General features: G+C 71.9%; 14 protein-coding genes. 5 read left to right on the plus strand and 9 right to left on the minus strand.

Translation table 11 applies throughout. The features are described from left to right. Positions 1-86 precede the first annotated feature (86 nt). Genes AB0K00_RS17600 through mmsA form a run of 3 tightly spaced genes read right to left on the minus strand, consistent with a single transcriptional unit; the run spans position 87 to position 4118 of the window. Positions 87-1196, minus strand: coding sequence for a sugar-binding protein (locus AB0K00_RS17600; protein ID WP_363521931.1), 1110 nt, complete (start codon positions 1194-1196; stop codon positions 87-89). A 55-nt stretch (positions 1197-1251) separates the two neighbouring features. Beyond that, positions 1252-2553: a multiple monosaccharide ABC transporter permease gene (gene mmsB / locus AB0K00_RS17605; RefSeq protein ID WP_363521933.1), complete on the minus strand. Its 1302-nt coding sequence runs from the start codon at positions 2551-2553 to the stop codon at positions 1252-1254. Further along, complete coding sequence (mmsA, locus tag AB0K00_RS17610; RefSeq protein WP_363521936.1) at positions 2550-4118, minus strand: multiple monosaccharide ABC transporter ATP-binding protein; 1569 nt, start codon at positions 4116-4118, stop codon at positions 2550-2552. Before mmsA ends, mmsB begins: the two co-directional genes overlap by 4 nt. A 304-nt stretch (positions 4119-4422) precedes the next feature. On the opposite strand from mmsA, the gene AB0K00_RS17615 reads away from it, so the two are divergent. Both AB0K00_RS17615 and AB0K00_RS17620 read left to right on the plus strand, forming a co-directional pair. Then, positions 4423-5613 carry an ROK family transcriptional regulator gene (locus AB0K00_RS17615; RefSeq protein ID WP_363521939.1) on the plus strand — a complete coding sequence of 397 codons (1191 nt, stop codon included), beginning with the start codon at positions 4423-4425 and terminating at the stop codon, positions 5611-5613. A gap of 12 nt (positions 5614-5625) precedes the next feature. Further along, entirely contained in the window at positions 5626-6861 is a 1236-nt protein-coding gene (locus AB0K00_RS17620) for a hypothetical protein (protein WP_363521942.1), read from the plus strand. Here AB0K00_RS17620 and AB0K00_RS17625 read toward each other — a convergent pair. Both AB0K00_RS17625 and AB0K00_RS17630 read right to left on the minus strand, forming a co-directional pair. After that, positions 6854-7675, minus strand: a complete 822-nt coding sequence (locus AB0K00_RS17625; protein WP_363521945.1) for an ABC transporter permease — start codon at positions 7673-7675, stop codon at positions 6854-6856. The genes AB0K00_RS17620 and AB0K00_RS17625 overlap by 8 nt on opposite strands. Continuing rightward, positions 7672-8520, minus strand: a complete 849-nt coding sequence (locus AB0K00_RS17630; protein WP_363521948.1) for an ABC transporter ATP-binding protein — start codon at positions 8518-8520, stop codon at positions 7672-7674. The genes AB0K00_RS17625 and AB0K00_RS17630 overlap by 4 nt, the downstream gene beginning before the upstream one ends. A gap of 84 nt (positions 8521-8604) precedes the next feature. Between AB0K00_RS17630 and AB0K00_RS17635 the strand changes: the two genes are divergently transcribed. Together AB0K00_RS17635 and AB0K00_RS17640 are read left to right on the plus strand one after the other, a co-directional pair. Then, a complete protein-coding gene (locus AB0K00_RS17635; RefSeq protein WP_363521951.1) occupies positions 8605-9729 on the plus strand; it encodes a sensor histidine kinase in 1125 nt (374 codons plus the stop codon). Then, positions 9726-10379: a response regulator transcription factor gene (locus AB0K00_RS17640; RefSeq protein ID WP_363521953.1), complete on the plus strand. Its 654-nt coding sequence runs from the start codon at positions 9726-9728 to the stop codon at positions 10377-10379. Before AB0K00_RS17635 ends, AB0K00_RS17640 begins: the two co-directional genes overlap by 4 nt. Positions 10380-10436: 57 nt before the next feature. On the opposite strand, the gene AB0K00_RS17645 is transcribed toward AB0K00_RS17640, so the two are convergent. Continuing rightward, the gene (locus tag AB0K00_RS17645) at positions 10437-11396 is read right to left on the minus strand and encodes a helix-turn-helix domain-containing protein (RefSeq protein ID WP_363521955.1); all 960 of its coding nucleotides are present in this window, start codon (positions 11394-11396) and stop codon (positions 10437-10439) included. Positions 11397-11481: 85 nt separating this feature from the next. Here AB0K00_RS17645 and AB0K00_RS17650 point away from each other — a divergent pair, with 85 nt between their 5' ends. Then, entirely contained in the window at positions 11482-12417 is a 936-nt protein-coding gene (locus AB0K00_RS17650) for an NADP-dependent oxidoreductase (protein WP_363521957.1), read from the plus strand. Between the two features lie 70 nt (positions 12418-12487). Here the strand turns inward: AB0K00_RS17650 and AB0K00_RS17655 are convergent, their stop codons facing one another. The 3 genes from AB0K00_RS17655 to AB0K00_RS17665 form a co-directional block, all read right to left on the minus strand. Next, positions 12488-13126 (minus strand): hypothetical protein, encoded by a 639-nt coding sequence (locus AB0K00_RS17655; protein WP_363521959.1) that lies wholly within the window; start codon positions 13124-13126, stop codon positions 12488-12490. 96 nt (positions 13127-13222) lie between these two features. Next, entirely contained in the window at positions 13223-13555 is a 333-nt protein-coding gene (locus tag AB0K00_RS17660; RefSeq protein ID WP_363521960.1) for a hypothetical protein, read from the minus strand. Between the two features lie 73 nt (positions 13556-13628). Further along, entirely contained in the window at positions 13629-14258 is a 630-nt protein-coding gene (locus tag AB0K00_RS17665; protein ID WP_363521961.1) for a TetR/AcrR family transcriptional regulator, read from the minus strand. Between the last annotated feature and the right edge of the window lie 12 nt (positions 14259-14270).

Genomic DNA, 14270 nt, shown 5'->3' on the forward strand with positions numbered 1-14270 from the left:
CGCCCCGGGGGCTAAACCCGGTGTTTCCGCTCGGGGGGGCCCGGGCTGGGGTTGTTGGGGCCCCCCACGACGTCAGGTGCCTGTGGTTACTTGGTGAGCGGGGAGAGCTTCGGGTCGTTGGCGTACGCCTCGGCGGCGTTGGCCTTCGTCACGATGACCGGCGCGAGCAGGAACGACGGGATGATCTTCGAGCCGTTGTTGTACGACTTGGTGTCGTTGATGGTCGGCTCGTTGCCACCCTGCAGCGCCTTGACCATGTTGATGGTCTCGGCAACCAGCTTGCGGGTGTCCTTGTTGATGGTGGAGTACTGCTCGCCAGCCATGATCGACTTGACCGACTCAACCTCGGAGTCCTGGCCGGTCACGATCGGGAGCGGCTTGTTGGCACCCTTGATCGAGGTGATGATCGCGCGGGCCAGCGTGTCGTTCGGGGAGAGCACACCGTCGAGGGTCTTGGTGCCGGTGTAGGTCGAGGTCAGCAGCGAGTCCATGCGCGACTGCGCACCCTCGGCCTTCCAGCCCTGGATGGCCGTCTGCTTGACGTCCTTCTGGCCCGAGCCGACGATGATGTCGCCCTTGGCGATCAGCGGGTTGAGCACGTCCATCGCGCCGTTGAAGAACACGCCGGCGTTGTTGTCGTCCGGCGAGCCGGAGAACAGCTCGATGGTCCAGGGGCCGGTCGCCTTCTTGGCCTTCATGCCGTCCACCAGGGCCTGGCCCTGCAGCTGGCCGACCTTGAAGTTGTCGAACGCGACGTAGTAGTCCAGGTCCGGCGTGTTGGTGATGAGCCGGTCGTAGGCGATGACCTTGGCGCCGGCGTCCTTGGCCGCCTTGACCTGGGTGGAGAGCTGCGCGGCGTCGGTGGCGCCGATGACGATGACCTTCGCGCCCTTGGTGACCATGGCGGAGATCTGCGCCTGCTGGTCCGCGACGGTGGTCGACGCGCCGGCGTACTGCACGTCGGACTTGAGGCCGGCGTCCTTGAGGCCGTTGGTGAACAGGTCACCGGCGAGCACCCAGTTCTCCGACGTCTTCGACGGCAGCGCGACACCGATCAGGGAGTCGGCGGCGAAGCCCTTGGCGGCACCGGTCGGGCTGCTGCCGGCGTCGCGGTCCGAGTCGCCACAGGCGGCGGAGCTGAGCGCCAGCAGAGCGACCGCGCTGACGGCGAGGCTCCTGGTGAGGAACTTGCGCATGTTTGGGATTGCCTTTCTTCGGATGGAGGTGCGGGTGTTGGGGCGGGACAGGGCGTCAGCCGGCCACCGGGGTCTTGGCGGCCTCTTGTCCGGTTCCGGATGGTGCGGACGGACCTCCGGTTGACTCCCGGCGGAAGGGTTTACTTAGCGACCCGATGATCGAGAAGCGACCCTGGCTCTTGTTGTAGACGTCGAACGCGACGGCGGCGAGCAGGAACAGACCCTTGATGATCTGGACCATGTCGGAGCCGGTGCCGGTCAGCTGCAGGCCGTTGCTGAGCAGGGCCATGACCAGACCACCGACGATCGAACCGCTGATCGTGCCGAGACCGCCGGAGACGGCCGCGCCACCGATGAAGACGGCCGCGATGGCGTCCAGCTCCCAGCTCAGACCGTCCTGCGGTCCGGAGGCTGCGGAGCGCGCCACGAAGATCATGCCGGCCAGTGCGGCCAGGACCGACATGTTCATCATGACGAAGAAGTTGACCCGCTTGAGCCGCACGCCGGACAGCTCCGCGGCGCGGGCGTTGCCGCCGACCGCGTAGATGTAGCGGCCGCCGGCCGTGTTTCGGGTGAAGAAGGCGTATGCGATGACCAGGACGGTCAGGATGATGCCGGACACCGGGAAGCTGGTGCCGCGGGGGCCGCCGGCGAAGCGCAGCGTGGCGAAGATGATCACGCCGAGCATCACGGCCAGGCGGATCAGCGACACCCACACCGGGGTCGGCTCGGCACCCATGGCGACGCGGGTCTGCCGGGCGCGGTACTCCCGGTAGGCGACGGCGAGGCAGGCGGCCAGGCCGAGCAGCAGCGTCAGGTTGTTGTAGGGGATGCTCGACGGTCCGACCTCGGGCAGGTAGCCCGCGCCGATCTCCCGGAAGGCCTTCGGCACCGGCACCGAGTCGGCGTTGCCGATGTACTGGTTGCCGCCTCGGAACAGCAACATGCCTGCCAAGGTGACGATGAAGGCTGGCACCCCGATATAGGCGACCCAGAAGCCTTGCCACGCCCCGACGACCGCGCCGACCCCCAGACCCAGCAGGATGGCCAGCCACCAGGGCAGGTTCCATTCCTGCATCGCCTTGGCCACGATGATGCCGACGAACGCGGCGACCGAGCCGACGGACAGGTCGATGTGACCGGCCACGATGACCATCAGCATGCCGATGGCCAGGATCAGGATGTACGAATACTGGCTCACGACCGCGATGAGGTTGCGGGACGTGAGGGTCAGGCCGCCGGTTTTGATCTCGAAGAACAGGACGACCGCCGCCAGCGCGAAGATCATCCCGAACTGGCGGGCGTTGGAGGTCGTGCCTCCGAAGAGGTTCTTCTGCAGGTCTTTGATTCGGCTCATGGCGTCGGCATCTTCTTCGTAGTCGGCATCGTCTTCGTAGAGGTCATCTGCTTCATGAGGAGTTCCGGGGTGGCGTCACGCCGGGCGACGTCGCCGGTGATGGTGCCTTCGAACACTGTGTAGATCCGGTCACACAGGCCGATCAGCTCGGGCAGCTCGGACGAGATGACGATGACGCCCTTGCCCTGGTCGGCGAGCTTCTGGATGATGCCGTAGATCTCATACTTGGCGCCCACGTCGATGCCGCGGGTCGGCTCGTCGAGGATCAGCAGGTCCGGGTCGGTGAACATCCACTTCGCCAGGACGACCTTCTGCTGGTTGCCGCCGGAGAGCTTGGTGACGCCCTCGTCGACCGTCGGGGTCTTGACCCGCAGGCTCTGCCGGTAGCTCTCGGCGAACGTGTGCTCCTTGACCTGGTCGAGCACGCCGTTGCGGGAGATCTTCGACAGCTTGGCCGCCACCATCGACGTCTTGATGTCGTCGAGGAGGTTGAGGCCGATCGCCTTGCGGTCCTCGCTGACATACGCCAGGCCGTGCTTGATGGCCGAGGCGACCGTCTTGAGCTCGATCTCCTCGCCGTCCTTGAAGATGTGCCCCGACAGCCAGGTCCCGTAGGACCGGCCGAAGATGCTCATCGCGAGCTCGGTGCGGCCGGCGCCCATCAGGCCGGCGAAGCCGACGATCTCGCCGCGGCGCACGTTGAAGCTGGAGTTCTTGCACACCAGGCGGTCGGCGGAGATCGGGTGCCGGACCGTCCAGTCGCGGACCTCGAAGAACACCTCGCCGATGTTGGGCGTGTGGTCAGGGAACCGGCTGTTGAGGTCGCGACCCACCATGCCGCGCACGATGCGGTCCTCGTTGACCCCGTCGTCCTTGACGTCGAGGCTTTCGATGGTCTTGCCGTCGCGCAGGATCGTGATGGTGTCGGCGATCGCCTCGATCTCGTTGAGCTTGTGCGAGATCATGATCGAGGTGATGCCGCGCTCCTTGAAGCCGCGCAGCAGGTCCAGCAGGTGCCGGGAGTCGTTCTCGTTGAGCGCGGCGGTCGGCTCGTCGAGGATGAGCAGCCGCACGTCCTTGGCGAACGCCTTGGCGATCTCCACGAGCTGCTGCTTGCCGACGCCGATGTCCTTGATGAGGGTGTCGGGGTCTTCCTTGAGGCCGACCAGCGCCATCAGCTCGTAGGCCTTCTTGTTGGCGGCCTGCCAGTCGATCGCGCCGAACTTGCGGGGCTCGTTGCCCAGGAACAGGTTCTCGGTGATGGACATGCCGGGCACGAGCGCGAGCTCCTGGTGGATGATCACGATGCCGGCGTGCTCGCTGCTGCGGATGTCCGGGAAGCGCGATTCGGTGCCCTGGTAGATGATGTCACCGCTGTAGGAGCCATACGGGTAGACGCCGCTGAGGACCTTCATCAGCGTGGACTTGCCGGCACCGTTCTCGCCGCAGATGGCGTGGATCTCGCCGGAACGGACCACCAAGTTGACGTCGGCCAGCGCCTTGACGCCGGGGAACTCCTTGGTGATCGACCGCATCTCCAGCAAGACCGGAGCGCTGCTCGTCATGTTGCCTCCGGGGGAACGCCAGTTGGCACATTTGTTGTGGCGACCAACTTATTTCAGATCGCAGACTTTGCAAAGCCGCCAGCTGGACTGGTTGGTAACAATCCGGTAATGACGCGGCGTCGCGAGCGGGGCGAGAGTCGCTGCCTCGTGTCCGGGCGGTTAGCTGCGTGTGTCCGAGCCTAAATCAAATTGTTTTACAAAGTCAACGTCCTGGGAGAGGATGTGATGAGGAACGGCGAGAAGGCGAGAACGCGTGCGACAGGTAGGGACCAATCTCCCTAAAGTAGGACAATACAACCGGGCTGTGGTGCTGGATCAGATTCAGCTCGCCGACGGTGTCAGCCGCGTGGAGATCGCACAGCACACCGGGCTCACCCCACAGACCGTGTCTGGAATCGTCCGTCGCCTGATCGACGAGGGCATCGTCCATGAGGACGGCGCCCGCACGTCCAACGGTGGCAAGCCCCGCACCGTCCTGCGCATCAACGCCGATGCGGGCCGGGTCGTCGGCCTGCACTTCGACCCGGTCGAGCTGGCCGCCGTCGTCGTCGACCTGCTCGGCCGCCCGCTCGTCACCGCCCGCCGGCCCACCCCCAGCCCGGCCGACCCGGCGCTCGTCACCGCCGCCATGGCGGAGCTCGTCGACGAGGTCCTCGCCGACGCCGGCGTCCAGCGCGGCCAGGTCCTCGGCCTCGGCCTCGCCGCTCCCGGCCCCATCGACCAGCACGTCGGCATGGTCATCTCCCCGCCGCAGCTGGCCAACTGGAGCCGCGTGCCGATCAAGGAGATGCTCGCCACCGCCACCGGCCTCGAGGTCACCCTCGACAACGACGCCACCGCCGCCGCCGTCGGCGAGCGCTGGGCCGGCGCCGGCCGCGGCGTCGCCAACTTCGCCTACTTCCACCTCGGCACCGGCGTCGGCGGCGGCCTCGTCCTGGGCCACCAGGTGCATCGCGGCGGCTCGATGAACGCCGCCGAGTTCGGCCACACCTCGGTCGCCGCCGACGGGCCCGGCTGCTACTGCGGCAACCGCGGCTGCCTGGAGAGCCTCGTCAACCCGCCCGCGATCGTCGCCGCCGCGCACCGCCTGCTCGCCGCCGCCGACCCGCCCGCATCGTCGCTCGCCGAGGTGTACCGCAAAGATCCGCTCGCCGTGGACCACCCGGCGATCTGCCTCGCCGCCGCGGCCGGCGACCCCCTTGCCGCCGCGGTCATCGACGCCGCCGCCGAGCACCTCGCCACCGTCGTCGTCAACGTCGTCAACATCGTCGACGTCGACCTGGTCATCCTCGGCGGCCACGGCATCCGCCACGTCGAGGCCCGCTTCCGTCAAGCGGTGGTGCGGGCGCTGGCGACCCGCCCCCTGGCCCGGCACATCCGCATCGTCGACGTCGCGCTGTCCCCGCTGGGCGTCGACTCCGCCGTCGTCGGCGGCGCCGCCCTCGTCCTGCACGCCACCTTCTCCCCGCAGGTCTCCTCGCTGCTGTCCGAGTGAGACCCTGACCCGGTGCTGGAACGGTTCGACATCCGGGCGCTGGACGCCTACGCCTGGGTCTTCGACCTCGTCGCCGACGACGCCGCGGTGCGCGAGGCGGCGGTGCGGCGGCACCTCACGCTGCTGTGGCGGCGCTACCAGTCCCTGCCGACCGGCACCCTCGCCGACCCGGCCAGCGCCTTCGTCGCCGAGCACACCGAGCTGACCGGCGACGAACTGCGCCGGCTCGAGCCGTACGCGCTGCTGCGGCTGCAATGGGAGGAGCGGTTCCCGGCCGATTGGCAGCGCGTGCTGCCCCGCTGGCCGTGGATGTACTCGGCCGTGTTCGGGTTCGTCCGCCACGGCGCGTCACCTGCGGTGCGCGCCGAACTGGAGGACCTGCTGCTCGACGTCGTGCACCGGCCCCGCCGCGGCCGCATGGACGGGCAGTTCCACGCGCTGGCGCAGTACCTCGACAGCCCTGCGCTGCGTGACCGTCTGCGCGAGGCGGGCGGTCGGCCGGATCGGGCCGCCGCCGTGCACGCCCGGCACGTCCTGTGGAGCGTCGAGCATCCCGACCAGCGCACGACGTCCGACCGGGCGTGGCGGCGCTGGCGGCGCACGCACGGCGTGCCGATCACCCATCCGCGGCCCGCGCCGGAGCTTGCCGCGCTCCCCGCCGCCGAGGCCGCCGCGGAGCTCGCCGCGTTGGACGCACAAGATCTCGCCGCGGTGTTCGAGGCGCTCGAACCCGCGCCGGCGGCCCGGATCGCGGCCGCCATGGGCGACGTCGCCACGGTGGCGGCCGCGATCGCGGCGATGGACGTCCACTCGGCGGCGTGGATGTTCAACTCGATGCCGCAAACCCTGGCCGCGCAACTGCTGGCGGCCATCCCGCCGGCCGTGGCCGCGGTGCGGTTCCCCCGCCCGAAGCGCGACCAGGTCCTGCTGCTGATGCACGCCGAGGACGCCGCGGCGCGGCTCTCCCTGATGCCACGGCTGCGGGCGGCCCAGCAGCTGCAGTGGCGGCCGGCGGACGTCGCCGCCCAGTTCCTGACCGCGATGGACCCCGACGCCGCGGCGCTCACCCTCGCCACCATGACCGGCGGCTGGGGACCGGGCCGGATCCTGGCCGCGCTGCCCGACGACGTCGCGGCCGGGCTGCTGGAGCGGATGCCACCGCAGGACCGGGACCGGGTGCGCTGGATCGCGGAGACGGAGCGCTTCGAGGCGGCGTACCGGGCCGCCGTCGGCCGGGCGGTCACGTGACGTCCCGGCGGGTGAGCAGCACTCCGGCCGACACGACGAACAGCACCGTCCAGGCCGCGAGCAGCAGCGCCGCCGGGCCGCCGTCCAATGTGGACAGCACGCCGGGGGTGCCGTTGTCGGTGAAGGGGGTCGCGCCCAGGGCGCCGGCGAGGGAGCCCGCCGCGGTGCCCGGCAACAGGTCCGCGACCGCGCCGACCGGGGCGAGGACGTTGCCGGTGCCGCGCAGCAGGTTCTCCACCGCGAGGGTCCACACCATGCCCAGGCCGACGGCCAGGGCCGGGCCGCGGGCCAGGATGCCGAGCAGGACCCCGCACGCCGCCCACATGCCGTGCATCAGCAGCGCGCCGCCGGCGGCCCGGGCGAGGTCCGCGAACCCCGGTGGGGCAAGGGATCGCGACTCGGCGGCGGCGATCAGGGTCGCGGCGGCGAAGTTGGCCGTGAACATCGCCGTGACCAGGCCCGCGACGACGACGCCGAGCGCGGCGAGCAGACCCCGCAGGGCCGAGAGCCGCGACGGCGCGACGGTGAGGACCGTCTTCCAGGTGCCCCAGCCGTAGCCGCTGCCGGCCGCGAGCGCGCCGAGGATCAGCAGGATCGCCCCGCCGAACATCGGCATGCCCTCCACGGTCGTCACCGGCACGCCGGCGGGCAGCAGGCCGGCGAGCAGCGGCCCGTCCTCGCTCACCGGGCGGCTGCCGGTGCGGTAGGACAGGTAGTCGAAGACATAGCCGAACAACAGGTCCAGGGCGAGCCCGACACCGAGCAGCACCCACAGCACCGGCCACTTGCGCAGCCGCAGCAGCTCCGCGTTCACGCCGAAACCTCCGTCAGGTCGAAGAAGACATCCTCAAGGGAGCGCTCGACGGTGCGCACCTCGTACACCAGAACTCCCGCCTGCACGAGCGCCCGCACCAACGGCGGAGCCTCCGTGGCACACCGGAGGCCGCCGTCGGCGACGGAGACCGCCAGGCCGGCCCGCGCGGCGACGGCGACGGCCGTGTCCAGCGGTTCGGCCCGCACGAAGAGGGTGGCGGTGCCGCGGATCGCGGCCACGGTGCTCTCCGCGACCAGCCGCCCGCCGTTGATGACGCCGACGCGGTCGCAGATGTCCTGGACCTCGCCGAGCAGGTGGCTGGACAGCAGCACGGTGCGGCCCTCCTGGGCGAGGTCGCGCAGCAGGCCCCGCATCCCGGCCATGCCGGCGGGGTCCAGGCCGTTGGTCGGCTCGTCGAGGACGAGCAGCTCCGGGTCGCCGAGCAGCGCCGCCGCCACGCCGAGCCGCTGCTTCATGCCGAGGGAGTACGTGCGGAACGCCCCACCCCCGTCGAGCCCCACCCGGTCCAGCGCGGTGTCCACGGCGGTGTCCGGCAGGGCCCGGTGCCGGGCGAGCACCCGCAGGTTGTCCCGGCCGGACAGGTACGGGAAGAACCCCGGCCCCTCGATGAGCGCGCCGGTGCGCTTCGCCGCGACGGTCGCGGTGCCCGACGAGGCGCGGACCAGGCCGAGGATCATGCGCAGCGTCGTCGTCTTGCCCGCGCCGTTCGGGCCGAGGAAGCCGTACACCTCTCCCTTGTGGACGGTCAGGCTGACGCCGTCGACCACGGCGCGCGGGCCGTAGCGGCGGGTCAGCCGGTCGGTGGAAACCATCGTCTCGGTCATGGGTCGAGCATCGGCGCCGGCGGGCGGCGGGGCGTCAGCGTGCGGACGGCACCTCGCGTACGCAAATCGACGTATCCTCGGCCGATGTGGTCCGGGGCGTTGCGCACGATGTGGCGGGTGGCGTGGCCGGCGCTGCTCATCGCCGGGGCCGGGCTGCTTGGCACCGGCGACGCCGGCGACGGCGAGATCGGCTGGACCCGCTCGCCCGACCCGGTCGCCTACCTGCTCGTCGTGGTCGCGGCGGTCGCCGCGCTCGCGCTGCGCCGGCTGCCCGCGGTGACCCTCGCCGGAGCCGGTGCCGCCGTGGTGGCGTATCTCGCCGCCGGGTATCCGGTCGGGCCGATCCTCGTCGCGGTCCCGGTCGCCGCGGCCGGGGTGGCCGTGGCGTGGCCGGCGGGACGATCGGTGCCGGCGAACGTCGCGCTGGGGCTGGCCGTGTACGTGGCCGGCGAGCTCCGCTTCGGCCTGCCGTACCACGGCGACGCGGGCAGCTGGCCGCTGCTGGTGCTGCTCGCGGTCGCGTTGCCCGGCGCGATCGGGCTGAACGTGCGGACCCGCCGCGACGCCCTCGCCGAGGTGCACGAGGCGAACGTCCAGCGGGTGGTCGCCGACGAGCGGATGCGGATGGCGCACGAGCTGCACGACGCCGTCGGGCACGGGCTGGCCGTCATCGCGATGCAGGCCGGGGTCGCGCTGCACGTGCTCGACCGGGAACCCGGCAAGGCCCGGGAGTCCCTGGAGGCGATCCGGGCGACCAGCCGCGACGCCCTGGACGGGATGCGCGCCGAGCTCGGACTGCTGCGCGGGGCGGGCGACGACGGGCCGCGCCGGCCGGCGGTCGGGCTGGCCGAGGCGCCGGTGCTGCTGCAACGGATCCGGTCCGGCGGGCTGGCGGTCGTCGCCGACATCTGGGCGGGGGAGCTGCCGCAGGAGGTGGACGTCGCCGCGTACCGCATCCTGCAGGAAGCCCTCACCAACGTCCTGCGGCACGCCGGCGCGGTCGTCGCCCGGGTGCGGATCGCCCGCGACGGCGACGACCTGGTCGTGGAGGTCTCCGACGACGGGCGGGCGGCGGGCGCCGTGGCCGAGGGCAGCGGGATCGCCGGGATGCGGACCCGGGCGCAACGCCTCGGCGGCACCCTCGACGCCGCCGCGCGCGCCGGTGGCGGGTTCGCGGTGGCGGCGCGGCTGCCGCTGGAGCCGGCGTGATCCGCGTCGTGGTCGCCGACGACCAGGCCCTGGTCCGCATGGGCCTGCGGACCCTGCTCGACGGCGAGTCCGATGTGGACCTCGTGGCCGAGGCGGCCGACGGCATGGCGGCGGTCGCGACGGTACGCCGCTGCCTGCCCGACGTCGTCCTGCTCGACATCCGGATGCCGGTCCTCGACGGGCTGGCGGCGCTGCGGCAGATCACCGCGGACCCTGCCCTCGCCACGGTACGGGTCGTCATGCTCACCACGTTCGAGCTGGACGAGTACATCTTCACCGCGCTGCGCGACGGGGCGAGCGGCTTCGTGCTCAAGGATGCCCCGCCGGAGGAGCTGCTGCGCGCGGTCCGGGTCGTCGCCGCGGGGGAGTCGCTGCTGTCGCCGTCGGTGACCCGCCGCGTCATCGAGCGCTTCGGCGCCGCCGCGTCGCCGCCGCCCGTGCCGCATCCGCAGCTGCACCGGCTCACGGAGCGGGAGCGGGAGATCGTCACGTGGGTCGCCACCGGCCGGTCCAACGACGAGATCGCCGCCGCGCTGGTGGTCAGCCCCGCCACGGTCCGCACCCACGTCAGCCGGGCGATGCTGAAGCTGCACGCCCGCGACCGTGCGCAGCTCGTCGTCTTCGCCGTGCAGTCCGGCCTGCGCCTGTAACGGACGGCCGCCCCGCCCCGCCCCGCCGCGCCCGCCCCGCCGCGCTGGGCCGCGGTGTCAGGTTGGTGCGGTGGTGGCGCGGAAGGTGTTGCGGTAGGCCATCGGCGGCACGCCGATCGTGGTGGCGAGGTGCTGGCGCATGGAGGCGGCGGTGCCGAACCCGGCCTCCGCGGCGACCCGGTCCACCGGCAGGTCGGTCGTCTCCAGGAGGCGCCGGGCGTGCTCGATCCGCTGCCGGGTCAGCCACTGCCCCGAGGTCATGCCGACCTCCTCGCGGAAGCGGCGGGAGAACGTGCGGACGCTCATCTGCGCGTGCGCCGCCAGTTCGGTGAGCGAGATCGGCCGGTCCAGGCGGCCGAGGGCCCACTGCCGGGTCGCGGCCGTGGTCGCGGTGGCCGGTGCCGGGACTGGCCGGTCGATGTACTGCGCCTGGCCCCCTTCGCGCCACGGCGGCACCACGCAGAGGCGGGCGACCCGGTTGGCGACGGCGCTGCCGTGGTCGCGGCGGATCAGGTGCAGGCACACGTCGATGCCGGAGGCCGCGCCGGCGGCGGTGAGGACGTCGCCGTCGTCGATGAACAGCACCGAGGCGTCGACGTCGACGGCGGGGAAGGTGCGCTGGAAGTGCTCCGCGTCGTTCCAGTGCGTGGTCGCGCGGCGCCCGTCGAGCAGCCCGGCGGCGGCCAGCACGTAGGACGCGGTGCAGATCGACACGATCCGCGCGCCGGGTCGCAGCCGCCGCAGCGCCGCCGACAGGGGAGCGGGCAGCCAGTCGCGGGGTCCGTCGGGCGCGCACACGAACGGCGGCACGACGAGCGTGTCAGCGGTGTCGATGGCGGCCGCGTCGTGCTGCACGACGACGCTGAAGTCGAAGGCGGTGCGGACCGGGGCGCCGTCGAGGCTGCAGGTCACCACTTCGTACAGCGGGCCGGCGGTGCCGAAGATCCGGCTCGGGATGCTCAGCTCGAACGGATACACCCCGTCGAGGGCGAGGACGAGGACACGGTGCGCGGCCATGGCCAGATCCTTGCACATACTGGCAATGTGGCCACTCGAATGTGGCGGTCGTCGCGGCGAGGCTGGGCGCATGGGAGACAACGCGATGCGCGCGATTGGTCAGGACACGTTGGGCGGGCCCGAGGTGCTGCGGGTGGTGGAGGTGGACCGGCCCGAGCCGGGGGTCTCGGAGGTCCTGGTGCGGGTCCACGCGACCGGGGTGAACCCCACCGACCTGTGGCACCGCAGCACGGGCGGCCTGCTCGGCACCACGGTCCGGCTCGGCTGGGACGTGTCCGGGGTGGTCGCGGCGGTCGGCCTCGGCGTGACCTGGCTGCGGCCCGGCGACGAGGTGTTCGGCATGCCGCGGCTGCCGGAGGCCGCCGGCACCTACGCGGACTACGTGACGTCGCCGGCCCGGCACCTGGCCCGCAAGCCGGCCGGACTGTCGCATGTGGAGGCCGCCGGGCTCGGCCTGGCCGGGCTCACCGCGTGGCAGGCGGTCGTCGACACCGCCGACGTGCGGCCGGGCCAGCGGGTGCTGATCCACGCGGCGGCCGGCGGTGTCGGGCACCTCGCCGTGCAGATCGCCAAGGCCAGGGGCGCGTATGTCATCGGTACGGCGAGCGCCGCGAAGCACGACCTCGTCCGCGGACTCGGCGCGGACGAGGTGATCGACTACACCGCGGTGCGGTTCGAGGACGTCGTCGCCGACGTCGACGTCGTGGTCGACCCGATCGGCGGCGAGTACGGCCCGCGGTCCCTGGGTGTGCTGCGCCCGGGCGGCGTCCTGGTGGCGCTCGCCTCGCCCGCCGAGGTGTACCTGGCCGAGGAGGCGCGGCGGCAGGGTCGCCGGGCCGGGTTCCTGCTCGTGCAGCCCGACCACGCGGGGCTGCGCTCCCTCGTCGATCTCGTCGACCGCGGCGAGCTGCGGGTCGTCGTCGACGCCGTGCTGCCGCTCGAGGAGGTCGCGAAGGCGCACGAGCGGGTTGCCACCGGCCGTTCAGCCGGGAAGGTCGTGCTCGCCGTCAGCAACGCGTGACGCGCTGCGCGCGGCGGCCCATGAGTCGTCAGCGGCGTGTGACGCGCCGCGCGTCGCGGCCCATGAGCCGTCAGCAGCCTGTGACGCGTTGCGCGCAGCGGTCCGCGGCGGCCTTGGCGAGGGTGCCGACCAGGCCGGCGCCGGTGGTGCCGACGGTCATGTCGTTGAGCCACAGCACGAACTCGCCGCGGCGGACCGCGACGATGTCGGCGGTGACCGCGATGCCGAAGTCGGTGTCGCCGGTCACCCGCACCCCGAAGGCGCGTTCGCCGAGCGTCGCCGGCACCTGCGCCGGTGCGAGCGTGAAGCGGACCGTGATGCCGGCGAGCTCCTGGCTGAAGGACTTGCAGGTGGTGACGGCGTCGGCGAGCCGGTCCATTGCGGTTGTGGCGCCGCCGGCCGGGAAGTGCACGAGCGCGTGGGTCAGGTACGGCCCGACGACGCCCTTGCTGTAGGTGACGGCGGCGGCCGTGGTGCCGTCGCCGGTCACCGGGTCCAGGGACGGGCAGCCGGGGAAGTTGCCGCCGACGGTGACCGCGCCGTCGTCGCTGGTGGCGGCCGCGATCGGCACGAATCCTTCGGGCAGGTCGGCCGGCGTGAGCAACGCGGGCCGGAGGTCTTCGGAAGCCTGGGCGTGGGCGGCGGTGGCCGGGGAACCGGTCACCGCGACGGCGGCCAGAACGGCAGCCAGCCTGTGAACCATCCTCATCAACCCAACGCTACGGACGCTCCGCGGCCTTCATGGCGTTTTGCCCGATATTTACGCCAAGGTGGGCGGCCCCCCGTGCAAGCCGCGTGTGAAGGGTCAAGCGCCGAGCTGGCCGAACGTCGTGTCCGCCTCGTCGTCGATCTGGAACGCCGGGCCGAGCCGGCGGGCGATGGTCCGCGCGTCGATGTACATCCATCGCTGCACGGCCGCGTACGCCGGGTCGGCCACGTGGTAGCGGCAGTTGCCGCCCCACCAGCCCGGCTCATAGGACACCACGTCCACGAGCCGCCCGGAGAACGGGAACCGCTCCCGCACCTGTGCCGGGATCGTGCATCCGTAGTCCTCGAAGTACGGCTGGACGGTCAGCATGGCCAGTAATCGGCCGTTGTCCTCGCGCCAGGCGCGTAACCGTCCGGTGCGCACGAGCATCCCGGATGTCCGGGTCTGTTCCCGATAGTTCCAATACAGTTCGTCATGTACTAGTTGAGCCGCCGCCATACCGTCATTCTGTCGATGTGATGCCCGTCGATCGCCCATCGTTGGACACCGTTGGACAACCCGCTCGAAGTAGCGCCGCCGCGGCGTCTCCGGCCGCCCCCGTGGCGCCCGGCCCGGGGTGGAGATCCGCCAGCACCGTGGCGCCCACCACGAGTGCGAGCAGCTGCCGGCCGGTCGTCGCCGGGTCGCGCGCGCCGGCCCGCCGGGCGATCCCGGTGAGCAGGTCCAGGCGCCGGTCCAGGTGACGCGCGGCGGTGGCCCGGGCGGTGCCCTCGTGCCACTGGGTCGCCGCGTTGAGCAGCGCGCAGCCGCGGAAGGACGGCTCCGCGTGCCACCGCCCGAGCGCGTCGAACACCGCCGCCAGCTGCGCCCACGGGTCGTCGCCGGCGGCGGCCGCGGCGTCGGCCAGCCACCGTGTCACCCGGTCGCTGCGCTCCCGCAGCACTGCATCGACCAGGCCGTCCTTCGAGCCGAAGTGCCGGTAGAGCGTCTCCTTCGACACCCCGACGCTCGCGCACAGCTCGGCCACGCCGACGCCGTCCAGCCCCCGCCGGTAGAGCAGCTCAGTGGCGGCGGCGAGGATGCCGGCGCGGGTGCGGGCCGGGTCGATCGCGCTTCCCTTGGCGACTGGCACGCCACAGATGGT

The organism is Dactylosporangium sp. NPDC049525 (genome assembly GCF_040676755.1).
GTDB lineage: Bacteria > Actinomycetota > Actinomycetes > Mycobacteriales > Micromonosporaceae > Dactylosporangium.